This window comes from Chromobacterium sp. ASV23, assembly GCF_016428945.1.
Classification (GTDB): domain Bacteria; phylum Pseudomonadota; class Gammaproteobacteria; order Burkholderiales; family Chromobacteriaceae; genus Chromobacterium; species Chromobacterium sinusclupearum.
In genome coordinates, this window is sequence record NZ_JAELTR010000003.1 from 125,530 (window position 1) to 150,247 (window position 24,718).

General features: G+C 61.9%; 27 protein-coding genes. 20 read left to right on the forward strand and 7 right to left on the reverse strand.

Going from position 1 to position 24,718, the window contains the following annotated elements:
* The first annotated feature begins 1 nt into the window (after position 1).
* The 14 genes from fliM to JHD59_RS02735 all read left to right on the forward strand — a co-directional run bounded on the left by fliM (position 2) and on the right by JHD59_RS02735 (position 10,575).
* The gene (gene fliM, locus JHD59_RS02670) at positions 2 to 1,006 is read left to right on the forward strand and encodes a flagellar motor switch protein FliM (protein WP_103321947.1); all 1,005 of its coding nucleotides are present in this window, start codon (positions 2 to 4) and stop codon (positions 1,004 to 1,006) included.
* Positions 1,003 to 1,449 carry a flagellar motor switch protein FliN gene (gene fliN, locus JHD59_RS02675; protein WP_233163861.1) on the forward strand — a complete coding sequence of 149 codons (447 nt, stop codon included), beginning with the start codon at positions 1,003 to 1,005 and terminating at the stop codon, positions 1,447 to 1,449. The genes fliM and fliN overlap by 4 nt, the downstream gene beginning before the upstream one ends.
* A 5-nt stretch (positions 1,450 to 1,454) precedes the next feature.
* Positions 1,455 to 1,904, forward strand: a complete 450-nt coding sequence (gene fliO / locus JHD59_RS02680) for a flagellar biosynthetic protein FliO (protein WP_103321994.1) — start codon at positions 1,455 to 1,457, stop codon at positions 1,902 to 1,904.
* Positions 1,901 to 2,653 (forward strand): flagellar type III secretion system pore protein FliP, encoded by a 753-nt coding sequence (fliP, locus tag JHD59_RS02685; RefSeq protein ID WP_304490768.1) that lies wholly within the window; start codon positions 1,901 to 1,903, stop codon positions 2,651 to 2,653. The genes fliO and fliP overlap by 4 nt, the downstream gene beginning before the upstream one ends.
* 2 nt (positions 2,654 to 2,655) lie before the next feature.
* Positions 2,656 to 3,150: a GNAT family N-acetyltransferase gene (locus JHD59_RS02690; protein WP_233163862.1), complete on the forward strand. Its 495-nt coding sequence runs from the start codon at positions 2,656 to 2,658 to the stop codon at positions 3,148 to 3,150.
* Positions 3,147 to 3,416, forward strand: a complete 270-nt coding sequence (gene fliQ, locus JHD59_RS02695; RefSeq protein ID WP_043628515.1) for a flagellar biosynthesis protein FliQ — start codon at positions 3,147 to 3,149, stop codon at positions 3,414 to 3,416. Before JHD59_RS02690 ends, fliQ begins: the two co-directional genes overlap by 4 nt.
* Positions 3,416 to 4,192 (forward strand): flagellar biosynthetic protein FliR, encoded by a 777-nt coding sequence (gene fliR / locus JHD59_RS02700; RefSeq protein ID WP_199153046.1) that lies wholly within the window; start codon positions 3,416 to 3,418, stop codon positions 4,190 to 4,192. The genes fliQ and fliR overlap by 1 nt, the downstream gene beginning before the upstream one ends.
* Positions 4,193 to 4,292: 100 nt before the next feature.
* The gene (locus JHD59_RS02705) at positions 4,293 to 5,018 is read left to right on the forward strand and encodes a YebC/PmpR family DNA-binding transcriptional regulator (RefSeq protein ID WP_103321942.1); all 726 of its coding nucleotides are present in this window, start codon (positions 4,293 to 4,295) and stop codon (positions 5,016 to 5,018) included.
* A 152-nt stretch (positions 5,019 to 5,170) separates the two neighbouring features.
* Positions 5,171 to 6,466 carry an aminopeptidase P N-terminal domain-containing protein gene (locus JHD59_RS02710; RefSeq protein ID WP_199153047.1) on the forward strand — a complete coding sequence of 432 codons (1,296 nt, stop codon included), beginning with the start codon at positions 5,171 to 5,173 and terminating at the stop codon, positions 6,464 to 6,466.
* Position 6,467: 1 nt separating this feature from the next.
* A complete protein-coding gene (locus tag JHD59_RS02715; protein ID WP_199153048.1) occupies positions 6,468 to 7,637 on the forward strand; it encodes an FAD-dependent oxidoreductase in 1,170 nt (389 codons plus the stop codon).
* A gap of 3 nt (positions 7,638 to 7,640) precedes the next feature.
* A complete protein-coding gene (locus JHD59_RS02720; RefSeq protein WP_199153049.1) occupies positions 7,641 to 8,789 on the forward strand; it encodes a UbiH/UbiF family hydroxylase in 1,149 nt (382 codons plus the stop codon).
* A gap of 24 nt (positions 8,790 to 8,813) precedes the next feature.
* Positions 8,814 to 9,548 carry a DsbC family protein gene (locus JHD59_RS02725; protein WP_103321938.1) on the forward strand — a complete coding sequence of 245 codons (735 nt, stop codon included), beginning with the start codon at positions 8,814 to 8,816 and terminating at the stop codon, positions 9,546 to 9,548.
* A gap of 43 nt (positions 9,549 to 9,591) precedes the next feature.
* Positions 9,592 to 10,215, forward strand: coding sequence for a hypothetical protein (locus tag JHD59_RS02730; protein ID WP_199153050.1), 624 nt, complete (start codon positions 9,592 to 9,594; stop codon positions 10,213 to 10,215).
* 99 nt (positions 10,216 to 10,314) lie between these two features.
* Complete coding sequence (locus JHD59_RS02735) at positions 10,315 to 10,575, forward strand: acyl-CoA-binding protein (RefSeq protein ID WP_043628524.1); 261 nt, start codon at positions 10,315 to 10,317, stop codon at positions 10,573 to 10,575.
* A gap of 56 nt (positions 10,576 to 10,631) precedes the next feature.
* On the opposite strand, the gene JHD59_RS02740 is transcribed toward JHD59_RS02735, so the two are convergent.
* The 7 genes from JHD59_RS02740 to nhaR all read right to left on the reverse strand — a co-directional run bounded on the left by JHD59_RS02740 (position 10,632) and on the right by nhaR (position 18,014).
* On the reverse strand, positions 10,632 to 11,072 hold the full coding sequence (locus JHD59_RS02740; protein ID WP_103321993.1) for a type IV pilin protein: 441 nt from the start codon (positions 11,070 to 11,072) through the stop codon (positions 10,632 to 10,634).
* A 23-nt stretch (positions 11,073 to 11,095) separates the two neighbouring features.
* Positions 11,096 to 14,395 carry a pilus assembly protein gene (locus tag JHD59_RS02745; RefSeq protein ID WP_199153051.1) on the reverse strand — a complete coding sequence of 1,100 codons (3,300 nt, stop codon included), beginning with the start codon at positions 14,393 to 14,395 and terminating at the stop codon, positions 11,096 to 11,098.
* A 2-nt stretch (positions 14,396 to 14,397) separates the two neighbouring features.
* Positions 14,398 to 14,931, reverse strand: a complete 534-nt coding sequence (locus tag JHD59_RS02750; RefSeq protein ID WP_199153052.1) for a PilX N-terminal domain-containing pilus assembly protein — start codon at positions 14,929 to 14,931, stop codon at positions 14,398 to 14,400.
* Positions 14,928 to 15,629, reverse strand: a complete 702-nt coding sequence (locus JHD59_RS02755; RefSeq protein WP_199153053.1) for a PilW family protein — start codon at positions 15,627 to 15,629, stop codon at positions 14,928 to 14,930. The genes JHD59_RS02750 and JHD59_RS02755 overlap by 4 nt, the downstream gene beginning before the upstream one ends.
* Positions 15,626 to 16,171 carry a type IV pilus modification protein PilV gene (gene pilV, locus JHD59_RS02760; RefSeq protein ID WP_199153054.1) on the reverse strand — a complete coding sequence of 182 codons (546 nt, stop codon included), beginning with the start codon at positions 16,169 to 16,171 and terminating at the stop codon, positions 15,626 to 15,628. The genes JHD59_RS02755 and pilV overlap by 4 nt, the downstream gene beginning before the upstream one ends.
* Positions 16,168 to 16,734 carry a GspH/FimT family pseudopilin gene (locus JHD59_RS22720; protein ID WP_304490772.1) on the reverse strand — a complete coding sequence of 189 codons (567 nt, stop codon included), beginning with the start codon at positions 16,732 to 16,734 and terminating at the stop codon, positions 16,168 to 16,170. Before JHD59_RS22720 ends, pilV begins: the two co-directional genes overlap by 4 nt.
* 395 nt (positions 16,735 to 17,129) lie before the next feature.
* Positions 17,130 to 18,014, reverse strand: coding sequence for a transcriptional activator NhaR (nhaR, locus tag JHD59_RS02770; protein ID WP_199153055.1), 885 nt, complete (start codon positions 18,012 to 18,014; stop codon positions 17,130 to 17,132).
* Between the two features lie 131 nt (positions 18,015 to 18,145).
* Here nhaR and htpX point away from each other — a divergent pair, with 131 nt between their 5' ends.
* The 6 genes from htpX to JHD59_RS02800 all read left to right on the forward strand — a co-directional run bounded on the left by htpX (position 18,146) and on the right by JHD59_RS02800 (position 24,653).
* A complete protein-coding gene (htpX, locus tag JHD59_RS02775; protein WP_199153056.1) occupies positions 18,146 to 19,027 on the forward strand; it encodes a protease HtpX in 882 nt (293 codons plus the stop codon).
* Positions 19,028 to 19,089: 62 nt separating this feature from the next.
* A complete protein-coding gene (locus tag JHD59_RS02780) occupies positions 19,090 to 20,067 on the forward strand; it encodes a TerC family protein (protein WP_233163863.1) in 978 nt (325 codons plus the stop codon).
* 146 nt (positions 20,068 to 20,213) lie between these two features.
* Positions 20,214 to 20,927 carry a response regulator gene (locus JHD59_RS02785; RefSeq protein ID WP_043626446.1) on the forward strand — a complete coding sequence of 238 codons (714 nt, stop codon included), beginning with the start codon at positions 20,214 to 20,216 and terminating at the stop codon, positions 20,925 to 20,927.
* Positions 20,924 to 22,369, forward strand: coding sequence for an ATP-binding protein (locus JHD59_RS02790; RefSeq protein ID WP_199153058.1), 1,446 nt, complete (start codon positions 20,924 to 20,926; stop codon positions 22,367 to 22,369). Before JHD59_RS02785 ends, JHD59_RS02790 begins: the two co-directional genes overlap by 4 nt.
* Before the next feature lie 371 nt (positions 22,370 to 22,740).
* Positions 22,741 to 23,850 carry a porin gene (locus JHD59_RS02795; protein WP_199153059.1) on the forward strand — a complete coding sequence of 370 codons (1,110 nt, stop codon included), beginning with the start codon at positions 22,741 to 22,743 and terminating at the stop codon, positions 23,848 to 23,850.
* A 155-nt stretch (positions 23,851 to 24,005) separates the two neighbouring features.
* Positions 24,006 to 24,653, forward strand: a complete 648-nt coding sequence (locus JHD59_RS02800) for an LpxA family transferase (protein ID WP_199153060.1) — start codon at positions 24,006 to 24,008, stop codon at positions 24,651 to 24,653.
* Positions 24,654 to 24,718: the final 65 nt, after the last annotated feature.

Here is a 24,718-nt window from a genome sequence, read left to right on the forward strand (position 1 = left end):
CATGGGCGACGATATCCTGTCCCAGGAAGAGGTAGACGCGCTATTACGAGGCGTCTCCGGCGAGGACGAAGATGACGAGGCAGGCCAGGATGCCTCAGGCGTCCGCGGCTACGACATTGGCCGGCAGGAGCGCATTGTCCGCGGCCGCATGCCGACGCTTGAGATCATCAACGAGCGTTTTGCCCGTAATCTGCGCATCGGCCTGTTCAACTTCATCCGTCGCAACGCGGAAATCTCCGTGGGGCCGGTGCGGGTGCAGAAATACAGCGAATTCATCCGCAACCTGGTGGTGCCGACCAACCTGAACCTGGTGCATGTCAAGCCGCTGCGCGGCACGGGCCTGTTGATCTTCGATCCGGATCTGGTGTTCCTGATCGTGGACAACCTGTTCGGCAGCGACGGCCGCTACCACGTACGGGTGGAGGGGCGGGATTTCACGCCGACGGAGCAGCGCATCATTCACCGTCTGCTGGAGGTGGTGTTTGCGGAGTGCCAGAAGGCCTGGGAGCCGGTGCATCCGATTGAGTTTGTCTATCTGCGCTCGGAAATGAACACCCAGTTCGCCAATATCGCCACGCCGACCGAGGTGGTCGTGGCGATGACCTTCCATATCGAGCTGGGCGCGGGCGGCGGCGATTTCCACATCTGTCTGCCGTACTCCATGGTGGAGCCGATCCGCGATCTGCTGTCCAGCACGATGCAGGCCGACCGCACAGAAGTGGATAACCGCTGGGTCAACCTGATGACGCATCAGGTGCAGGCGGCCGAGGTGGAGCTGGTGGCCACGCTGGCCCAATCCAAGGTGACCCTGGGGCAGATTCTGAACCTGAAGGCGGGGGATGTGGTGATGGTGGAGATTCCGGAGCGGGTGGAAGCCGATGTGTCGGGCATTCCGGTGTTCGAAGCCAGTTACGGCACGGTACAGGGCCGTTATGCCTTGAAAGTGGAAAAGATTTTGGCGGGAGCGAACGAGTTCTTGGAGCTGCCGGGAGATAAAGAGCAATGAGCGAAGAAGAGCTGCAGGGCGGCGCGGCAGGCGCTGAGGAAGAAGTCTCGATGGACGACTGGGCCGCCGCGATGGCGGAACAGGAGGTGGCGGACAGCCAGCCGGCGGAAGCGCCGGAGGCGGTGCCGGCGCAAGGTTTGTTCCAGGAGTTGGGCACGGCGGCCGCGGCCAGCGGCACGCAGCAGAATCTGGACATGATTCTGGACATTCCGGTGCAGTTGACCGTGGAGCTGGGCCGCACCAAGATCGCCATCCGCAACCTGTTGCAGCTGGCGCAGGGCTCGGTGGTGGAGCTGGACGGGATGGCGGGCGAGCCGATGGACGTTCTGGTCAATGGCTGCCTGATTGCCCAGGGCGAGGTGGTGGTGGTCAACGACAAGTTCGGTATTCGCCTGACCGACATCATTACGCCGGCCGAGCGCATTCGCCGCTTGCAGAAATGAGGATCATGCCGAATCCCTCGCGCGCCTTGCTGGGCGCATCCGGTTTGGCCTGGTCGGCGATGGCTCTGGCGGCGCAAGCGCCGGCCCCGCCTGCGCCGTCGCCTTTTGCCAGCCTGTTGCAGGTGATTCTGGGGCTGGCGGTGGTGCTGGGAGCCATTGTCGGCGTGGCCTGGCTGTTCAAGCGCTTGTCCGGCGGCATGCTGGGTGGCATGGGCCGGGTGCGCGTGGTCGGCGGCGCCATGATAGGCCAGAAGGAACGGGTGGTGATCGTCGAACTGGAAGGCGAGTGGCTGGTGCTGGGCGTGACGCCGCAGCAGGTCAATCTGCTCAGCAAGATGCCCAGGCCGGAAGGCGCCGACCAGCCCCAGACTGAACCGGCGGAGCCATTCGCCCGCTGGTTGAAGGCTGCGCTGGACAAGAGCCGCGGCGGGCAGGGGCAGCGGGACAAATCATGAAGAAAAAGTTGGTGATCGCCCTGCTGTCCAGCGGGGCTTTGTTGTTGCCGTTGCTGGCCGATGCGGCGGCGGGGCTGCCGCTGATGACGAGTTCGCCGGCGGCGGGCGGCGGGCAGAATTACTCGCTCAGCCTGCAGATGCTGTTGTTCATGACGGCGTTGACCTTCATCCCGGCCATGTTGCTGATGATGACGGCCTTCACCCGGATCGTGATCGTGCTGTCGCTGCTTCGGCAGGCGCTGGGCACCACCCAGGCGCCGCCTAACCAGGTGATTGTCGGTTTGGCGCTGTTTCTGACGCTGTTTGTCATGGGGCCGACTTTCGATCAGGTCTACAGCAAAGCCTGGGTGCCGTTTTCCGACGACAAGATCAGCTTCAACCAGGCGTTGGATGAAGCCAGCAAACCGATGAAGGCTTTCATGCTGCGCCAGACCCGGGAGAAGGACCTGGCTTTCTTCATCGAGATCTCTCAATCGGAAAAACCGCAGACCAAGGAAGACGTGTCGATGAAGACGCTGGTGCCGGCCTTCGCCATCAGCGAACTGAAAACCGCGTTCCAGATCGGCTTCATGGTTTTCATCCCCTTCATGATCATCGACCTGGTTGTCGCCAGCATCCTGATGGCGATGGGGATGATGATGGTGTCGCCGGTGACCATCTCGCTGCCGTTCAAGATGATGCTGTTTGTGTTGGTGGATGGCTGGACGCTGCTGATGGGCTCGCTGGTGCAGAGCTTTTACACGGGATGACGATGCCGTTGGAAGCGCTGTCGGCGGCTGATCTGCCGGCGTGTCATGCCTTGTTTCAAGCCAGCGTCCGCGCCTTGGCCGGAACGGTTTACACTGAAGAGCAGTGCGCGGTCTGGGCACCGGCGCGCGGCTGGGATGAGGAAATCGCTAGCGCCTGGCAAGCTCGGCTGGCCGATGCGTGGTCGTGCAAGGAGATGGCGGCGGATGGACGCATGGCAGGTTTCGCCTGGCTGAAGCGGGACGGCGAGTTCGACATGCTGTATGTCGCGCCGTGGGCCGCCCGGCGCGGCTTGGGCGGCCGAATGATCGTCGAACTGGAGCGCCAGGCTACGGCGGCGGGCGTCAATGCGTATTACGTCTGGGCCAGCCATGCGTCCCGTCCGGTGTTCGAGCGGGCGGCTTACCGCCTGCTTCGTCCTAACCGGATCATCCGGCAAGGCGTGGCGATAGACAATTGGCTGCTGGCCAAGGGCGGCTGGCGGGAGGAAGAGTCATGAGTCCTGAATTGGTCATCAGCATCATGCAGAATGCGCTGTACATTCTGATCATCGTATCGGCGCCGGTCTTGTTGACTTCTCTGTTGGTGGGCCTGCTGATCAGCATTCTGCAGGCCGCCACCCAGATCAATGAAATGACGCTGACTTTCATTCCCAAGCTGCTGGCGATGTTTCTGGTGCTGGTGCTGGCCGGGCCGTGGATGCTGAACACCTTGATGGAGTACATCACCCGACTGTTCCAGAGCATACCGAATGTGATTGGCTGATGCTGGCGCTGAGCGATGTAGAGATCAACGCCTGGGTCAGTGTCTTTGTCTGGCCCTTCGCGCGCATCGTCGGTTTGTTCCTGACGGAGCCCATCTTCGCCTATCGCGGCGTGCCGCGCTCGTTCAAGGCGGGGTTCGCATTGATGCTGACGGTTTTGCTGGCGCCCTTGTTGCCGCCCTTGCCAGCGGTGCCCTTGGTGTCGGCTGAGGGCATCGCCATCCTGCTGCAGCAACTGCTGATCGGTCTGGCAATGGGCTTTGTGATGCGCCTCGTGATCACCTCGGTGGAAATAGCCGGTTTCATCATCGGCGCGCAAACCGGCCTGGGTTTCGCCATGTTCTTCGACCCGGTTCACGCGGCCCAGGTGCCGGTGGTGTCGCAGATGCTGTCTTTGTTCACGTTTTTCCTGTTTTTATCGTTCGATGGCCACCATGTGGTGTTGCACACCCTGGTGGAAAGCTTCCGCGTGCTGCCTATCGGGATGGGGATGCCGGCTCAGGGCATCAAGGCTTTGGCGCTGTGGGGCGCGCATATGGTGGAGTGGGGCATCCGCCTGACCATGCCGGTGATCGGCGCGCTGCTGATCACCAACCTGGCCATCGGCGTGATGACCCGCGCCGCGCCGCAGTTCAACATCTTCACCTTCGGTTTCCCGCTGACCATCATGATTGGTTTCGGCACGCTCTATCTGACGCTGCCGATGATGGTGCCGGTGATCGAGCAGATGTATCGGGCCGGCTTTGAAATGATGCTCAGGATGCTGCAGGCCAAATAGCGCGGAATCTCGTAGTCCGCGGCCGCTTTCTGTTAAAATATCGCGATTTTTGATTGACGATTGGGTTCGGCGAGAACCAAACCAACAGACAGAGGCAAATATGGCAGGTCACAGTAAATGGGCTAACATCCAGCACCGCAAGGGTCGCCAGGATGCCAAACGTGGCAAGATCTTCACCCGCCTGATCAAGGAAATCACCGTCGCCGCCAAGATGGGCGGGGGCGACGTCAACATGAACCCGCGCCTGCGCCTGGCCGTGGACAAGGCCAAGGCCGAGTCCATGCCCAAGGACAATATCGAGAACGCGATCAAGCGCGGCACGGGTCAGCTGGAAGGCGTGGACTATGTGGAATGCCGTTATGAAGGCTATGGCATTGCCGGCGCCGCGGTGATGGTGGACTGTCTGACCGACAACAAGACCCGCACCGTGGCCGATGTGCGCCATGCTTTCTCCAAGTACGGCGGCAATATGGGCACCGACGGCTGTGTGGCCTTCCAGTTCAAGCACTGCGGCTATCTGGTGTTCGCCCCGGGCGTGGATGAGGATGCGCTGATGGAAGCGGCGCTGGAAGCCGGCGCCGAGGACGTGGTCACCAATGACGACGGTTCGATCGAAGTGATCACCGGCCCTTACGAATTCACCGACATCAAGGACGCGCTGGAAGCCAAGGGCTTCAAGTCCGAGATGGGCGAAGTGACGATGCGGGCCGAGAACGAGACCGAACTGACTGGCGACGACGCCGTCCGCATGCAGAAGCTGCTGGACGCGCTGGAAGACCTGGACGATGTGCAGGAGGTGTATACCTCCGCCGTCATCGGCGAATAAGCCCGCGCCATAGAGGCAAACAACCCGGCCATGCCGGGTTTTTTCATGCCGATGTGCTGCGCGACGCCCCGGCAGGCTTGGGGCGAGGCCGCCGCAGGTGTAAACTGGCGGCTTGATTCGTTTCGACCACCGCCGCAGGAATCCGCCACCCTATGTCCCAGCCGCATGCCGCCCGCCGCCGCCGTTTACTGACGCAGATCGGCGATGGCGTCGTTCTGTTGCCCACTGCGCCGGAAGCCGTGCGCAACGCCGACTGCCACTATCCCTACCGCGCCGACAGCCATTTTCTGTATTTGACCGGCTTTGCCGAGCCGGAAGCGGTGTTGCTGCTGGACGGACGCAGCGGCAAGTCCATCCTGTTTTGCCGCGAACGGAATCCCGAGCTGGAGATTTGGGAGGGTTTTCGCCACGGGCCTGATGGCGCGCGCGAGGTTTTCGGCTTCGACGAGGCCTATGCCCTGTCGGAGATGGCGGCGCGGATTCCGGAACTGCTGACCGACCGCAGCCAACTGTGGTGGCCGCTGGGCCATGACGAGGCATTCGACCGCCGCGTCAATACCTGGCTGGAAGCGGTGCGCGCGCAGGCGCGTTCCGGCGCGCGCCCGCCGTCGCATTATGGCGACCTGCGCGTGCTGCTGGACGAGATGCGCATGGTCAAAGACGAGGACGAGATCGCTTTGCTGCGCCGCGCCGGCGAGATTTCCGCCGCCGGCCACATCCAGGCGATGCGCGCCGCCCGTCCAGGCATGCATGAATACCAACTGGAAGCCGAGCTGCTGCATGCCTTTGTGGGCCGCGGCGCGCGCTATCAGGCTTATGAGTCCATCGTCGCGGCGGGCGCCAATGCCTGCACCCTGCACTACGTGGCCAACGATGCCTGGATACGCGACGGCGATCTGGTGCTGATCGACGCCGGTTGCGAACTGCGGGGCTACGCCGGCGACATCACCCGCACCTTTCCGGCCAATGGCCGCTTCAGCGGGCCGCAGCGCGATGTGTACGAGGTGGTGCTGGCGGCCGAACTGGCTGGCATCGACGCGGTGAAGCCGGGCGCGGCCTGGCATGCGCCGGGCGACGCCGCGCTGCGCGTGCTGGCGCAAGGCATGTTGGACCTGGGTTTGTTGAGCGGCACGCTGGATGGCGTGATCGAATCCGGCGCGTACCGCCGTTTCTACATGCATGGCGTCGGCCACATGATAGGCCTGGACGTGCACGATGTCGGCCAGCGCAAGCTGCATGGCCAATGGCGCAGCTATCAGCCGGGCATGTGCACCACCATCGAACCGGGCCTGTATATCCGGCCGGCCGACGATGTGCCGGCGGCTTTCCACAATATCGGCGTGCGCATCGAGGACGATGTGCTGGTCACCGCGGACGGCAATGAGGTGTATACCGCGGCGGCGCCCAAGACGATAGCCGAGATCGAGGCGCTGATGCGCGGAGAATGATATGAATGCGATGAACAGCGAACACGCCGACGTTCTGGTTGTCGGCGGAGGCCCGGTGGGGGCGCTGGCGGCGCTGCGGCTGGCCCGGCAGGGACGGCGCGTGCTGCTGATCGAAGCGCGTGCCCGGGAGGCCGAGGTGCGCGACGCCCGCGCGCTGGCCCTGTCCTGGCACAGCCGCGAGCTGCTGGCCGACGCCGGCGCCTGGCCGGATGACATGCCGTCCACCGTCATCGACACCGTTCATGTGTCGCAGCAGGGCAGTTGCGGCCGTACCCGGCTGGACAAGTCCGACCTCGGTTTGCCGCACCTGGGCGCGGTGGTGGATTACCCGGCGCTGGTGGCTGGCCTGTCCCGCGCCCTGGCGCGCGCAGGCGTGCAGGTGCTGTGGCAGGCGCGGGTGACGTCGGTGAAGAGCCTGAGCCAGTATGCCTGCGTCGAGGTGGAGACGCCGCAGGGCAAACGCCTGCTGACGGCCCGGCTGGTGGCGCTGGCCGAAGGCGGCGCGCTGGCGGAAGCGCTGCCGGGCATCCATCGTCGGACCCATGATTATCATCAGTGCGCGGTGCTGGCCGAGGTGGAAACCGAGCGGCCGCCCATGGGCGTGGCCTACGAACGCTTCGCCCACGACGGCCCATTCGCCTTGCTGCCGCATGGCGAGCGCTACATGCTGGTGTGGACGCGCAGCCAAGATGACGCCGAGCGCTTGGTGGCCGCCGACGAGAGCGCGCTGCGCGAGTCGCTGCAGCAGGCTTTCGGCGAGCGCCAGGGCCGCATCCTGTCCATCGGCCCGCGCGCCAGCTTCCCGCTGGCGTTGCGCCAGGCCAACCAGGTGGTAAGCGGCCGCGTGGCCTTGATCGGCAATGCGGCGCAAACCATGCACCCGGTGGCGGCGCAGGGCCTGAACCTGGGCCTGCGCGACGCCGTTGGCTTGTGCCAGGCGTTGGAGGGGGCGGGCGATCCCGGCGACGCGCGCGCGCTGAAGCGATATGCCGCCGCGCGCAGGCTGGACAGCCATGCGGTGGTTGGTTTCACCCACGGCCTGATCAAGCTGTTCGACGGCCACCATCCATTGCAGAACGCGCTGCGCGGCATCGGCATGACCACGCTGGACGCGCTGCCTGCGCTCAGGCGCAAATTCGCCGGCCATCTGGTGTTCGGCGTGCAAGGATAAGCCATGCGTTACGACAAATATCAAGTCATCGTCGTCGGCGGCGGCCTGGTCGGCGCCAGTCTGGCATTGGCGCTGGCGCGCGAAGGCAAGCGAGTGGCGCTGCTGGAGCGGCGGCATCCGGATTTTGAGGCGTTGGAGCAGGGCTGGGACGCCCGCGTCTACGCGGTGAGTCCGGCCAACCGGCGTTTTTTGGAAGGCCTGGGCGCCTGGCCCGGCATGGAGCGGGTCGGCACGATCGCGGCGATGGATGTGCGCGGCGACGCCGGCGGGCGCATCGAGTTCTCCGCTGCCGACGCCGATGCCGACGCGCTGGCCTGGATCGTGGAAAACCGCTGGCTGCTGGCGGCGCTGTGGCGTAGTCTGCAGGACAGCGACGTGGAACTGTTGACTGGCTCGGCGCAGGGGCTCGCCACCACGCCGGCCGAGGCGCGCCTGACGTTGGACGATGGCCGCGAACTGCGCGCCGAGCTGCTGGTCGGCGCCGATGGCGCCAACTCCTGGGTGCGCGGCCAGCTGGGACTCTCGGCCGACGTCAAGCCTTATGGCCAGAGCGGCGTCGTCGCCAACTTCGCCTGCGAAAAGCCGCATGGCGGCGTGGCGCGGCAATGGTTCCTCGGCGATGACATCCTGGCCTGGTTGCCGATGGCGGGGAACCGAATCTCCATGGTGTGGTCCACTTCTGATTCGCCATCGCTGCTGCAGTTGTCGCCTGCCGAACTGGCGCTGCGCGTGGCGGACGCCGGCGGCGGGGTGCTGGGCGCCTTCGAGACATTGACGCCGGCGGCGGCCTTCCCGTTGCGGCTGATCCGGCCGGAGAGCGTGGTGGCCGAGCGGGTGGCGCTGGTGGGCGATGCCGCCCATACCGTGCATCCGCTGGCGGGGCAGGGCGTCAACCTGGGTTTCCAGGATGCCGCCCAACTGGCCGCGCTCTTGCAGCGCGCGCCGGACTGCGGCGATTGGATGCTGCTGCGTCGGCACCAACGACAGCGGCGCGAGGCCGTAGCGGCGATGCAACTTGGCTGCGATAGCCTGTACCGTCTGTTCCAGGCCAGGCTGCCGGGCCTGCCCTGGTTGCGCAATACCGGCCTGTCGCTGACCAATCGTCTGGCGCCGCTGAAGCGCCAGCTGGCGCGGCAGGCGATCGGATACTGAATTCCCACAAGGACACCTTAGCTGATGAAAACCAAATTGAAGTCGCTGGCGCTGGCCAGCTCCATGCTGATGTCCCTGGCCGCCTGCTCGCAGGCTGCCGGCGGCAATCTGGACGATGTGAAGAAGGCTTTCCTCAGCCATTTTCCCAATAAGCAGGTCAAGAGCGTCAGCGCCACCCCGGTCAAGGGCATTTATGAGCTGGTGGTGGAAGGCAAGCAGGTGGTGTACACCAATAGCGATGCCAGCTATCTGTTCGTCGGCGACCTGATCGACACCAAGAACAAGGAAAGCCTGACCGAGAAGAAGATGGCCGAGCTGTCCAAGGTGGACTTCAACTCCCTGCCGCTCGAATACGCCTTCAAGGACGTGCGCGGCAAGGGCGAGCGCAAGATGGCGGTTTTCACCGATCCGGATTGCCCGTTCTGCAAGAAGCTGGAGCGCGAGAGCCTGAAGGATATCGACAACGTCACCATCTACACCTTCCTGTACCCGCTGACCCAATTGCACCCGGACGCGATGCGCAAGTCCAAGCAGATCTGGTGCTCGACCGATAAGGTAGGCACCTGGACCGCCTTCATGCGCGACGGCAAGCCGCTGACCGGCCCGGACAACTGCGATACCTCGGCGCTGGACAAGATCCAGGCCTTGGGCGAGAAGCTGGGCGTCACCGGCACGCCGGCGCTGATCTTCCCGAACGGCCGCCTGGTGCCGGGCGCGATCGACGGCAGCGATATCGAGCAGCTGCTGAGCGCCAAGTAAATCTGTTCTGAACGGCTGTGTTTTCAGGGGCGGAGCGACGGTTGTGAGAATCAGGCTGCGGCCCTGGAACATGGCGGAAAAGCTGCTGCTGGCGTTGTGGTTGTCCATGCTGGCGCATGCCGCATTGCTGTGGCTACCGCTGCGGCCGGGGCAGCCGAATGGCGGCGCGACGGATGCGCTGACCGTGCGGGTTCGCGCCGTGGCCGCGCCTGCGTTGGAGAGCGCCGCGGCATTGCGCGAGCGCGCCTCCATTCCCGCCCCTGTATTGGCGCCGCCGCAGTCCCCCGCTTCCGCGCCGGCAGGCGCGACACAGCAGAAACTGTCCGCGGAAGGGGACCGATTGCGTTTGGGCGCGGACATCTATTATCCGGCGCGCGAGCTGGAGCGGCTGGCGGAAGAGCGCAGCGCCATCACCTTGCCCGATGTGGCCTGGAGTGGCCCGCAGCAGCCGTTGACGCTGCTGGTCTTCATCAGCGAGACCGGACAGGTGGACGCGGTGCGTTTCGAGGGTGAGGCGCCCAAGCCCTTGGCCGACGCCATCGCCCCGGCTTTCCATGCCGCCTGGTATCAGCCCGGCATCAAGGATGGCCGTCCGGTCAAAAGCTACAAACGGATACGCATAGAGCCGCAAGCGGACCCCGCGCCTGCGCCGGCACTGTCGCGCTGAAACGCTTCATGCTAAATTGTCCACCGTCCCGGCGCATGCCGGGGGGCTAACACCACAGGGGCGGACAACCGCCCCGGATTCATCGACAAAGGAAACGCCATGTCTGATCTGCAGACCCTGTTTACCCAGGCCCAGGCCGATGTGAAAACCCTGTCCGAGCGTCCGGACAACCAGACCCTGCTGCAGCTGTACGCGCTGTACAAGCAAGCCACCGACGGCGACGCCAGCGGCGAGCGCCCGGGCATGATGGACTTCATCAACCGCGCCAAGTTCGACGCCTGGGAAAAGCTGAAGGGCAAGACTGCCGATGCCGCGATGCAAGAGTATGTTGACGTGGTGAACAAGCTGCTGGCCGACTGAGCCTGCTTGCCTGCCATGTGAAACGGCGCCCAGTGGGCGCCGTTTTTGTTGTGGTGTTACCAGCAGCTGTTGGGTGTCGCGATCACCGCATTGCTGGCCGTCAGATTGCTTTGATTGCCCTGATTATCCAGCTGATAGGTATAGCAGCTGGTGTCCTTGGCCTGCGCGCCTTGGGGCACGGCTTGCAAAATGAAGAGCGATGCCGTGGCGCTAGCGATGGATAACGCGTACAGATTGTTGCCGCCGCCCGGCACGTAGACCGTGCCGCTGGCGTAGTTCAGCGAAGTGAGCTGGCTGGCGTAGGTATTGTTCAGCGTGTAATAGCTTTCCTGGCGCGTGGCCAGATCCTGCAGCGCGGTTTTGGCCGTGCTGCGGTTGGACTGCTGGATGAAGCTGGTGTAAGCGGGCACGGCGACGCCGACCAGGATGGCCAGCACTGCCATGGCGATGACAAGTTCGATCAGGGAAAAGCCGCTGTGTTTTTGCGGGTGCCGCATACGATGTGTTTCCTTGTGCCGTTTCAGCGCAATTCTATCCAGTTCAGCCGGGTGTGCAGATTGAAGGCCGCTGGGTTGACCTGGGGTGGATTGGTTACCGGTCCACCGGTGATGCTGCTGCCGGTAGCATAGAGCCGGTTCTGGTAGTTGATGAGACTGGGGCTGCCGGCCATATTCACGGCTATGCCGTTGATCACGCTGCCGTTGATGCCGCCGAAGGTGCCTTGGTCGTTGGCGTAAAACGATGTCTGGGTGGCGCCGCCGGTGGTGATGTTCGGTGTCATCAAGAAGGTACTGGCGGAGTTGACGGTGCAGGTGGCTGGGTTGTTATTGGGCGGGATGGTGGTGTTGACACTGAGGGTGCCGGCGGTGAAGACCGGGTTATAGACCACTTGCTCGCCGCTGCCCGGCAGGTTCAGATACCAGCCATAGCTGGTATTGCTGGTACTGGGCGTGCAGGCGCTGTTGCCCTGCCAGCACACAGTATTGTTCGACAGTGAGCGGTAGCCCTGCACGCTGGATAAGGTCGAATTGAAGGAGCCGGTGACGGTTTGGGCGGTCAGGTTGCCATAGCCTAGCGTCTGACCGCCAGAAACGGTCGTAGCGTAGTAGGCGGAGCTGCCAACCAGCGAATTCCAGCCAGTCATGTCCCAGTCCCACACCCCGTAAAGACTTTGCGTGCCGCTGGCGTAGATGTCGGGCGAGGAGGAGGTGAACGGGATTTTCTGCCCGGTGCCAAAGCTGACCAGAACGCGCGGGCTGCTGTTGCCGGTGGGGATGGCGGTGACCAGCAACTTGCTGGTGATGGGCTGCAAGCTGGGCGTGCAGGCGCCTTTGACGCCGGTGCAATTGGTGTGTTGCGTCGTGAACAGCGGCGCGGCCTTGCCGGTGCCGTATTGGGAGACGATCCAGTTAGATGGGCTGTTGCTGGTGACATCGAAGCGCCAGACGTTGCCGAACAGATCGCCGGCATAGATGTAGTCGGTGATGTTGTCGCCGTCCAGATCCACTGCGGTGGCGTAGTAGATCCCATTCTTATTGCCGCCGCCGGATGGGTCGTTGCTGGGGCCGCTGCCGGTATCCAGTTCGTAGAAGCTGCGGCTGCCGCTGCTGTTGACCAGCATGATGAACAGCACTGCGTGGCCGTTGCTGCTGGCGTAGCCATTGCCGAAAATCGCGCCCCATTGGCCGTTGTGAAAGCGAGTGATGACCGGCGTGCCATAGGTGTAACCGAGATCGCTGCCGCAATTGCTGTTGTTCACGCAACTGATAGTGGCGTTGCTGATCTCGCTGATGACCAGGCTGGACGCGTTGCTTTCGGAAAAATTGGACGGGTTGGTGATGTCCAGCAGGTAGAGCGCCTGGCCCCCGGCACCCAGGCCGCCCATCAGCCAAGTGTGCCAGCTGTTGTTGAAATACAGGTCATCCGCCACCGGTGTGGCATCGACGAAATACTGGTGAGCGTAGGTGGGGTTGCTGAATTGCAGCGTGTTGGCCAGCGTTACGGATGGCACGTACGCGATCACTTCCTGGCCGTCGTTGGGGGTGGGGGTCGTGTTGAAGTTGCCGTTTACATCATAGGCTCCGCTGCGGAAGCCATGCAGCATGCCATCGTTGCTGCCGCTGTAGACGATGTTGGCGCGGGTAGCGTTGCTGCTCTGATAGCTGCCGTAGGTCTGGGCGCCGCTGCCGTTCTCTTGCATTTTTGCGCTGGGGTAGAGATTGTCGGTCCAGACATTCTGATATTTGTTTTGCGGCGCGCCCACCCACACCGGGCTGCTGTTGACGATATCGCCCAGCACGCTGGTGCGATCGCGGAACAGGCCTACCGCCAGCGTGTTGATTTCATTGCTGCGGTCGCCGCGCAGATAGGCCAGGCGAGTCTGGCCATTGCCATCGCTGTTCAGCGTATTCTGCTGGCTGTTGGAGAGGTTTGCCCATTCGAAAGGGATGCCCTGGCTCCCGCTCCAGCTAAGAATGGCGCGGCTGCCGCTGCCTTGCGCCGTCATATTGCTGACGCCGGTGGCGCTGCATGTGCCGCCGGTCAAGACGCAGGAAGAGTCCCAATTAGGCGTGGTGGAGACGGTGACTTGGCCATTGTTGGTGTTCACCAGCAGGGGGTAGGCAGCGAGTTCGCCCCAGGAGTTGTCCGGGTGGTAGAAGGCTGCATATTGCTGGGTGCCAGCGCTGATTTTGGTGGTCGGCTGGATGTTCAGGCCGCTGGAGCTGGCCGACTGGGTAAACGGCTGCACCTGGAAGCAGGCGATCTCATGCACGTTGCGACTGGCGCCGGTGGAACCGGCGAAACCGAAGGTCAGGTTGGTCGGCAACGCGCCGCTGGTGCCGCTGGTATTGATGTCGAAGTTGGAAATAACATTAGTGTACGAGCCGTTGTTGTAGCTGTAGGACAAGCTCAGCAGATTGTTCGGCGTGATAATCAGCTTGTAAGTGATGGGCACCGCCTTGCTGCGCGAGGTGGTGGATTCGATGGCCATGGGCTTGTTGCTGGGGAGTTGGTAGACCCCGTTGCTGACGCCAGAAATTGGGATGAACGGGTAGTTCTGCACATTCGTCCAACTTGAGCTCCATCTATTCTGATAAAACCCGCCATTCTGGCAAATTGATTGGACACTTGAGGAAGAGAACGTGCCGCCGTATTGCGCAGCCAATGCGGTTGCATTGACTGATCCCGATCCACGCAAGGAGATGTTCTGGGGCGTCGCGCCTGGGCCGCTGGAGGTATTGTCGCCGGAATTGGGGAAGTTGCCGTATTCGTCCATGCCCAAGCCGAGAAAGCCGCCCTGAATGCCGTTGTAAGGAGGGTTTGAATTGGAGCAGCTATAGCCCAGGCTGCCGCCGAATGAACCGACGGCGTTGGGAATGCCCGTGAGCAGGAAGAAGCTCATGCCGTCGGCGCCGTCTCGGGCCGAGCCGCCGGAATCGCCGCCGTAGCTGTAGGTGGTGAATGTCGCCTGCAGGCCGCTGGTGGACGGGAACAGATTGTTGTAAATGATGGCGCCGGATTGGTAGTTGGAGCTATTGGTCAGCCGTAACGCGCCGTAGCCATTGCCATCCGGCATGCTGCCGCTATAGCCGCCCACCTGGGCGTTGCCGCTTGGGTCCTTGGTGCCGCAGGCCGGTATCGAGCCGCTGCCGTTGCCGGCTGTCATGCAGGCGCCGCCATATACTTGCCAGCTCAACTGGGCGCTGGTGCCGGTGAAGTTGTCGCCCACCACGATGGCGTGGGCGCAGATGGGCCACAGGGTGGCGAGCAGCAGCTTGAGCGTGGCGTGGAGTGAAGGAAAGCGCGAGAGGTGCTTCATCGTCATTTCCCCAGGTTTTTGACGCCGGAGTACAGCGTGTAGGTGCTTTGCAAGACCACGATGGCGTTGGCGTTGCCGCCATAGCCCAGCGCGGTGATTTGATATAGCGCGCCGTTATTGGTGCTGTTTAGACCCAGATACTGGATGTATAGCTGAGGCGAGTGATTGAAGGTGTTATTGCCTATCGGTAATGCATAGGCGTAGCTGCTGTTGCCGCTACCGGTCCAGGACTGCATATTGGTTGGATTCGTCAGCGCGTTGCTGCACAGTTGCAGCGTGGTTTGCGCGCTGGTGCAATTGATAGGAGTCTGGCTGCCGTTTCCGGGTTGGCTCAGCCACCATTCTGCATAGTCCACGGTAGCCTGGGCGGCTTCGAAGGCGCGGCCTTTTTCGCGGAAGTTGCCGGCCATGCGTCCCTGTAGCCCCACGCTGCGCATCATGGCCAGACCTATGATGGTGATGACGATCAGGATCATCAGCGCGGCGATCAGCGTGAAGCCATGTTGTCTTGCGCGTGCATTAGAGGGCTGTTTCATAGCTGATTCATCACCCCGATGACCCAGGATACGGTCAGAGAGTTTGTACCCTGAGTCGCTACTTGCACCTGGTTGGCGATAGGGTTGACCATGGTCAGCGTGACCTTGACCGAGCGCACGGCGGCCCCGGCCGGCAGCGCGCTGGCGCTGAAATACTGGTTGACCGACCCGTTGCCGTTAGTGTCCACGCCGTACTGCACGGTCATGTTGCTGACGCCGTCCACCAAGGGCTGGGCTGTTCCGCCGTTCAGCGCGCAGGTCAACTGGTTGTTGCTATTGATGGCGAACTGGTTGATGTAGATGGTGTTGTTGCTGCCGGTGTTTGAGGTGCCGTTGCAGTTGAGTATGCCGTCGCCCGGGGCGGTGGCGAAGCGTATGGTCAGAGTGTCCGATGCGCCGCCGGTGCCTGATGTGCCGGTGATCGATTGACCGGCGGCGAACACGCCGGACGCCGGCAGCGCATCGGTGGCGGCCTGGGTTTGCGGGCTAGGGTAGTAGCCGGCGGATTCTACGATGGTGTTGATCAGCGTCATCGCGGTGCGTTGATTGTCCTGCAGTTGCGTCAGCCCGCTCTGGTTGCTTTGCGCCAGCTTGGTCGAAGTGAAAATCATCACCAGCACGCTGAGCAGCAGCAGGCCGATGGTGATGGCGACCATGATTTCCACCAGGCCGCTGCCGGTTTGCCTTGGCCGCCTCATGGGATCACCACCATCTGATAGGTGGCGCTGGCGGTGGCCGGGGCGGTCATCGTCGCGGCATTGACCTTGGACTGCTTCTCCTGCCAGGAAACCGTGATGGTGCAGGAAGTCGGGGAGGTAGTCGTTGCCGGTGTGCAGGCGATCTGGCCTTGGCCACTCGGCAGCGTGCCCAGCATGCCGCTGCCCCATTGGGTCGTGTCGTAGGCGGCCATGTTGGCGGCAGAGCAGTTGCTGCCCGAAGCGGAGCAGTTTACGGTTTGGGTCAGAGACGGTGTGCCTGTGACGCCGCTGGCAGTGACGGTCCAGCTATTGCTGTTTGCTGACGACAAGGCGGTCCAGTAGGCGTTATTGGCGTGCATCGCCGCGGCCATGCTTTCCGCGGCGATGGCGCCGATGCTGCGGCTGCGGGCGATATTGGTATTGTTGATGGCCGCCGCTTGCATGCCGGCGATGCCGAGCAGACCCAGCGAAATCACCACCAGCGCCACCAGCACTTCCAGCATGCTGATCCCGCTTTGGCGAAACGAAGCAAACGTATTCATGGGCATGTCATTCCCGATGGACTGGTCTGGCCGCCGCGCAGGCTCAGCGGATGGCCTGAGGCCTCAACGATGACGCAGTATGGCGTGGCGCTGGTATTGCTGGTGCTGCGAATCACCACCTTGCCGGTATTGGCCGATGCGGCGTAACCCATCCGGTTGAAGCAGAACGGCGTGGTGCCGGCCACCGGCGGCGAGGCGAGATTGGTGTAATTGGCCGTATCCTTGCTGCTGAAAGCCTTTTGCGTACGTAAAATTGTGCCGCCGTTGCCGTTGGCGCAACTGGTGCCCGTCGTCACGATCCAACCTACCGCCCAATTGGCGCTGCCGCCGGACGCATCGCAAGTTTGATTGTCGGTGGACTGGCAGACCAGCACGTACAGGCCTTGGCGCAGGGCTTCATTGCGCGCGTACAGGATGTCGCCGTACAGATTATTGCTTTCCGCCTGGATGCTTTCCGCCGCGATGGTGCTCTGGTAAGCCGGCACGGCAAAGGCCAGCGTGATGGCCAGTATGGCGATGACCATCATCAGTTCTAATAAGGTGAAACCATTCTGGTGGCGCATGGCGATCCGTTGACGGCTTATTTTGTCGATTCTTCCCCTAGGGGCTGTTGACGTTTGGTGAGCGGTCGCGCCGGAGCGCATTTCGCGGCGAATCGAGGCGTTTCGCGCGCCGCATAGTCATTCTCTGCCAGCGCGGAACAACGAAGAGTCGGCGCGAAAGGCGCCCGGCCCTGCGGGTTTGGCCGCTTTGGGCCGGAAGCCACGTTGCCCAGCCCTTGCATAGAATGACTATGCGTCGGACTGTGCGCCTCGCTTCCGGTCCAAATCGGCGCAAACGCGATCCACTCACCAAACGTCAACAGCCCCTACGCTTGATTATCCAATAATTTACATCTGGATTGAATGGCGCCAGCCTCCATCGATCCTGCTGCTGGCGCCGTTCGTCGATTTGCAGGTCATGCCCAGGCTTGCAGAATGGCTAGCAGCGAGGGGTGCTGCAATTTGCGGCGGCTGGCGCTGACATAGTAATGCTCCCAGATGCCATCCAGGGCGCCTATGCCTTCCAGTCCGGGCGGACCGTTGTCTTCGTCGGGAAGGAAGGGTGCGGGACATAAGCCCAGGCCCTGGCGGGCGAAGGTTTCCATCAGCGCGTAATCGTCGCACTCTCCCACCACCCTGGGGCGCAGCCCCTGGGATTCGAACCAATGTTCCAACTGGCGGCGCAGCATATTGTCGCGGCTGGGCATTAGCAGCGGCGCCTGCCGTAGGCTGGCCGGGAAGCCCGGCTGATAACGCTCTCGCAGCGCTGGATTGGCCAATAGCTGCACCGGGCAGCGCAATAGCAGCCAGGACTGGAATTGCTGCTGTTCGCTGCTGGCCACCGGGCGGTCGGCCAGCACCAAGTCCAGTTTGTGGCGGCCCAGTTCGCCTATCAGCTCATCAAAGTCGCCTTCGCTGCAACTGAGCCTGAGTTGTCCGGATTCGGCCGGCAGCGCGGGCTGAAGCAGGCGGCTGGCGATGTGTTTGGGCAAGACGTCGGAGACGCCGGCCGCCAGTCTTTGTATTTGGTCCAGCTGCTCGTCGGCCATGGCCTCTTCCAACTCCGCGCCCAGCATGAAAATCCGATCGGCATAGCTCAGCGCCAGCCGGCCGGCCTCGGTCAGTTCCAGGCCGCGGCCTTGCTGGCGGAACAAGGCGCGGCCGAGTTGCCGCTCCAGCTTGGCTATCTGGCCGCTGATGGTCTGCATGCTGACATCCAGCTGCTCGGCGGCGCGGGTCACGCTGCCGGTGCGGGCAACCGCCCAGAAATATTGCAGGTGCTTGTAGTTGAGGTTTTCCATTTATTCGAAAAATTGGAAGTTTCAATCAGATTTTATATGATTTTTTCGATGTGTTGCATCGCCTACACTACAGCATGGCTATCGTTGCTGGATGGCCATGGATTGCATGAAACCATTTTGGAGACCAAATAATGAAACGGGTGATTTTGCTGATCGCCACCAATATCGCGGTGATGCTGGTGTTGAGCGTGAGCGTGCGCTTGCTGGGCCTGGACCGCTTCGTCACCGCTGGCGGCTTGAATCTGGGCATGCTGCTGATGTTCTCGGCCGTATTGGGCTTTGGCGGCGCGTTTATTTCTTTGGCCTTGTCCAAGACCATGGCCAAGTGGAGCACCGGGGCGCGGGTGATCACCCAGCCGTCCGGCCAGACCGAAGCCTGGTTGCTGGCCACCGTGCGCAAGTTGGCCGACCGCGCCAGCCTGCCGATGCCGGAAGTGGCGGTGTACGAGGGTGAGCCCAATGCCTTCGCCACTGGCCCCAGCCGATCCAACTCGCTGGTGGCGGTGTCCACCGGCTTGCTGGCCAATATGAATGAAGAAGGGGTCGAGGCGGTGCTGGCGCATGAAATCGCCCACATCCGCAACGGCGACATGGTGACGCTGACGCTGATCCAGGGCGTGGTCAATACCTTCGTCTATTTCCTGGCCCGAGTGGTCGGTTATCTGGTGGACAGCTGGCTCAAGCGCGACGAGGAGAACAGCGCCGCAGGCACCGGCATCGGCTACTTCGTGACGGTGATCGTCTGCGAGATCGTGTTCGGCATCCTGGCGTCCTTGGTGGTGATGTACTTCTCGCGCCAGCGCGAATTCCGCGCCGACGCCGGCGCCGCCGAGCTGCTGGGCTCGCCGCGGCCGATGGCCAACGCGCTGCGTCGCCTGGGCGGCATTGAAGCAGACGGCCTGCCGCAGAGCATGGCAGCTTCCGGCATCGCCGGCGGGCGCGGCGTGCTGGGCTTGCTGGCCACGCACCCGAGTCTGGAAGAGCGCATCGCCGCCTTGGAAGGCCGCAAGTGATAGAGCGGGCGATAGTCCGCCCATTGATGGATTGAATGGAGCAAGCCGTGATGGATTTTTTGATGTCCCCAACTTTGGGGTATCCCTTGTGGGTGTGGCTGATGTTCATGGGCGGCGTGCTGGCGCTGCTGGCCTTTGATCTGGGCGTTTTGCAGAAGGATGGCCGTGAGATCGGCGTGCGCCAGAGCCTGAAGTTGTCCGCGATGTACATCGGCATTGGTCTGGCCTTTGGCGGCTGGGTGTGGTGGTACCGCGGCGCGGACGCCGGCGTGCAGTATCTGACCGGTTATCTGCTGGAGAAGTCGCTGTCGCTGGATAATGTGTTCGTGATTTCGCTGATCTTCGGCAGCATGGCTGTGCCGCGCGCTTACCAGCATCGCGTGTTGTTCTGGGGCATCCTGGGCGCCATCGTGATGCGGGCGCTGATGATAGGCGCCGGCGCGGCGCTGGTGGCGCAATTCCAGTGGGTGTTGCTGGTGTTCGGCGCCTTCCTGTTGTTTGCCGGCGTCAAGATGCTGCGCGATGCCGACGAGGAGTCCAAACCGCTGGAGGAGCAGCGTTTGTATAAATGGCTGCGCGCCCGTTTCCGGTTCACGCCTAGTCTAGTAGGCAGCGCTTTCCTGGTGCGCGGCGAGAAGCATGGCCTGGCCGCCGGCTGGTGGGCGACGCCGCTGCTGCTGACCTTGATTCTGGTGGAGGCGGCGGACCTGGTGTTCGCGGTGGACAGCATACCGGCCATCTTCGCCGTGACGCAGGACCCGTTCCTGGTCTACACCTCCAATATCTTCGCGATTCTGGGCCTGCGCGCGCTGTATTTCGCGCTGGCGGCGATGGTGCATCGCTTCCACTATCTGAAGTATGCGCTGGCGCTGGTGCTGGTGATGATCGGCGTCAAGGTGGGGCTGGTGTATCTGCATGATATCGGCCTGGTGGCGTTCAAGCTGCCGACGGCGCTGTCGCTGCTGTTGACTGTCGGGTTGCTGGGCGGCGGCGTGGCTTATTCGCTGTATCGCACTCGCCAAACCCAAAGCATTGGCTAAAGCCAGGAACCAATTGCCGTTAGCATGGTTCAAACGGAACGGGCGTCTGCCATTTTATCTCGGCAGACGCCCGTTTGTGCGCCGGCAGACAGGTCTGCCGACGGCAAGCTGGTCTCAATAATCAAAAAACCTTAGGAATAGTCTTGATGTCACAAGCCCCTCGATTGCTTATCGTTGATGATGATCCGGATCTGCGCGGTCTGCTGAGCGACTACCTGAGCGGTCAGGGAATGACGGTGGCCGCCGTGGGCGATGGGGATGCGATGAATCGCATTCTGGCCGAGCAGTCGTTCGATATCCTGATACTGGACCTGATGCTGCCCGGCACCGATGGTTTGACCCTGTGCCGCGATCTGCGCTCTCGCTCCAGCATGCCCATCCTGATGTTGACCGCGCGCGGCGATGAGCTGGACCGCATCATCGGCCTGGAGATGGGCGCGGATGACTACCTGCCCAAGCCCTTCAACCCGCGCGAGCTGCTGGCCCGGGTGCGCAGCATCCTGCGCCGCGTGGATGAGAAGCGCAACAGCAGCTCGCTGCGCGCCTTGCAGTTTGCCGATTGGCGTCTGGAGCTGGGCGCTCAGCATCTGGTAGATGGCGAAGGCGTGGTGACGCCGCTGTCCGGCGGAGAGTTCAAGCTGATGCAAGCGCTGGCGGAAAATCCGCAGCGCGTGATGTCGCGCGACCAATTGATGGAAGCGATGAACGGCAAGGAAGCCGGACCGTTTGATCGCACCGTCGACGTGATGATAGGCCGTTTGCGCAAGCGGCTGGGCGACGACGCCCGCGAGCCTTTGCTGATCAAAACCATCCGCAGCGGCGGCTATATGCTGGCCTGTGAGGTGGTGCCGGTGAGATGAGGCGGCTGCCGCGAACCTTGTACGGTCAGCTGCTGCTGACCTTGCTGACCAGCGTGCTGTTGGCCAATGTGATCGGCATCGCCCTGGTGCTGACCGATCGCGAGCGCTTGACGCGCACGCTGCGCGCCGAATACGTGGCGCAGCATCTGGCGGACATGATCAATTTGCTGGATGAGACCCCAGCCTCCAATCGCGCCAAGCTGGCCGGCGCGCTGTCTTCGCCTATGGTGCAGGTGGTGCTCGGGCACCCGTGGCTGGATAGCCGGCAGACGGATTGGCCTGAGGCCAGCAAGCTGTGCCATCTGATCCGTACCGATCTGAATTTCCCATACCAGATGCAGGTGCTGTCGTTCCGCGAAGACGAGCCCGATGCGCCGGAAGGCTTGTTGGCGCCGTTCATGGAGCCGGGTCAGCATGTGTTCGCCCCGGACAAGAAGTTCTGGGTCAGGGCCTTGCCGAGTGGATTGGAGGAGGGCGAGGAAGAGCTGAAAATCCAGATGGCGACGGTGCAAGTCACGCTGCGCGACGGCGAGGTGGCTACTTTTCGCATCGGGCAGGTGGTGTCGCCGGAAGAAACGCCATGGCGGGTGACGGCCTGGTTGCTGTTGGTGGCCTTGGTCGTAGCGGCGGTATCGGCCTGGGCGGTCAGGCGGCTGACCCGGCCCTTGGCCTTGTTCTCTACTGCGGCGTCGGGCCTGGCGGCCAATCTGGATCAGCCGCCGTTGCCGGAAACCGGCACCCAGGAGGTGATCAACGCCACGCGGGCCTTCAATCGGATGCAGAAGGAATTGCAGCGCTATTTGCAAACGCGCAGCCAGATGCTGGCCGGCGTGTCACATGATCTGCGCTTGCCGATCACCCGCATACGCTTGCGGCTGGAGCAGCTGCAGGAGTCTCCGTCGCGGCTGGCGATAGAGCGCGACTTGATCGAAATGGACCAGCTGATCGGCGATACCTTGGCGTATCTGCGCTTGGGGCAGGGCAATGAAAGTTGCGTGCTGCTGAATCTGGATGCGCTGCTGGAAGGCGTCATCGAGGATATCGAAGCCCTGGGCGCCCAGGTGAACTACACCTCTTCGCCCGTCAAGCCATTGTTGGCGCGGCCTCAATCCCTGCGCCGCTGCATCGGCAATCTGCTGGAGAATGCCCGGCGCTATGGCGGCGATGGCGTGATCGAAGTGCGTTTGGGCGAGCGGAATGGCAGGGTAGAGGTCATGGTCAGGGACCGAGGCCCCGGCATTGCCGATGCTGACCTGGAGCGCGTGTTCGAGCCTTATGTGCGGCTGGAGGATTCGAGAGCCAAGCATACTGGCGGCAGCGGCTTGGGGCTGGCCATCGCCCGCGCGATTGCGCGCGAGCATGATGGCGAAATCCTGTTGTTCAATCATCCGCAAGGCGGCTTGTGCGCCGAGTTGAATTTTCCGGCGCAGCGGCCTGCTTAACATTGGTTGACAATTGCAAACATGGATTAGCTTGATGTTTTGATTGGGAGTAAATACAATCTAAATTGAGTTCGCTAGAGTTTGTCATCCCCAAACTCGAGAGGATTCGGTCAAGTCTATCCTTTATAAGGCCCGCGTTTGCGGGCCTTTTTTTATGCATTTGGATGTAAATGAAAATTAAACGAGCTATTAATATTCATTAAGCAACAGTATTTGCAAATAAATTGTTCATTTGTGAATTATTTTGCAATGTTGCATTTTTGCTTCAGTGTTGCCTTTTTGCTACTTTTTGAGAGCGCATGCTTGCGTTGTTTGATTTTGGAAATTAGTATGTGATCGCTTTCTAAGACAAATCCAATAGGATGTGCACGATGAAAAAAACTCTGATCGCTCTGGCCGTCGCCACTCTGCCGGCAGCAGCATTCGCTGACGTTACCATCTACGGTACCCTCAAGGCAGGCGTGGAAAACGTTGACGCCGGCGGCATGAACAAGACCAATATCGATGACTTGGGCTCGCGTATCGGCTTTAAGGGCAGCGAAGATCTGGGCAGCGGCCTGAAGGCCATCTGGCAGGTTGAAACCGGCTTCGCCATCGACGGCAACCCGTCCCAGTACGGCGCTTCCAACAGCGGCACTTTCGCCAATCGCGAATCCTTCGTAGGCCTGGATACCAGCTACGGCAAGGTGCGCCTGGGTAACATCTCCACCTTCAGCGACTCCAATATGAGCGTGGTGAACCCGTGGGAAAGCAACAGCAACGCGCTGCAGCTGAACGCTTTCACCCGTGACGACGAGCGCGTGAAGAACGCCATCCGCTTCGACACCGCCAACTACAACGGTTTCCAAGCTGCCTTCCTGTATGGCACCAAGGAAGACAAGACCGCCCTGTTCGGTAGCTCCGCAGATGTAAGCGGCAGCTCCCGCGAGCTGTACAACCTGGGCCTGTCCTATGAAAACAGCGGCTTCTTCGGCAAGTACCAGTTCATTCACCAGACTCCGGTGACGTTCATGGCTTCGCCGGCCAATGTTGCGACTACTACCCAGTCCAACGACAGCCACCGTCTGGAAGTTGGCTACAACGCCAACAATCTGCTGGTGGCTTTCGGCTACCGCAATGATCGCGGCGACAGCTCCATCACTCCGCTGAGCTTCCTGCAGGGCAATAACGCTCCGGCGCTGGACGGCAGCAAGTACAAGTCGCAGGAATACGCGCTGACCGCCGCTTACACCCTGGGCGCCTTCACCCCGAAGATCACCTACGCCCAAGCCAAGGACTACGACAAGGACGGCGTGAGCATGGATAACACCGGCTACAAGCAGTTCCTGGTCGGCGTGGACTACCAAATGTCCAAGCGCACCACCTTTGGTCTGCAGTACGGCGAAGTGAAGGCTGACCAAGCCATCTTCGCTAATGCCAGCGATAGCAATGCGGGCAACAAGCTGCGCGGCGTGGGCCTGAACATGATTCACACCTTCTAATACGGTTTATGGTAGAAGGACTCGTCTCGATGGGCTGACATCAAGGCGAAAATAACAAGCCGCCGCACCCATGAGGGTGCGGCGGCTTTGTTTTATGCGCTTGTTTGCATTGGTAGAGCGCGATTAAATCATCCCTTTACCAGGGGGAGAGTCTAATGTCGCCATTTCACCGTCTGTTTTCTTCCGTCGTTGAGTCTTTGCCATGGATCGATGCCGCTATGGAGCCTTGGCAGTGGTTGCCGCATTTGCCGGAAAACTTGCGCCGGCAACGTTTGCGGTCTTCGCCGGAGGGGTGGATCATCGATGGCGAAACGATGATTCACCGCCGCGCGGTATTGGAGCGCGGGGTGACCCTGAAGGGGCCGATCTGGATTGGCCCAGGTTGCCGTGTAGCGGCCCATGCTTATCTGCGCGACGGCGTCGTTCTGTGCGACGGGGTGACGATCGGCCCCGGCTGCGAGGTCAAGACGTCCATCATCGGGCCCGGCAGCCGGCTTGCGCATTTCAATTTTGTCGGCGATTCGGTGCTGGATGCCGACGTAAACCTGGAGGCTGGCGCCATACTGGCCAATCACTGGAATGAGCGCGCTGACAAAACCATCCGTCTGCTCGTGGAGGGCAGGATGGTTCTTCCTGGCGTGGAGAAGCTGGGGGCTTTGCTGGGCAGCCATGTGCGCATTGGCGCCAACGCGGTATTGTCGCCCGGGACGGTGCTGCCGATGGGAACCGTGGTGCCGCGTCTGGCGTTGATTGAGCAGGATGCCGGAATCCAGAAAACCCTCGTCGAGGCGACCAGTCAATAAACTGGCCTGGGTAATTCTTTGGAATATCTTCTATCAATAAATGATATGAAGTTGGGTGTCCAAGG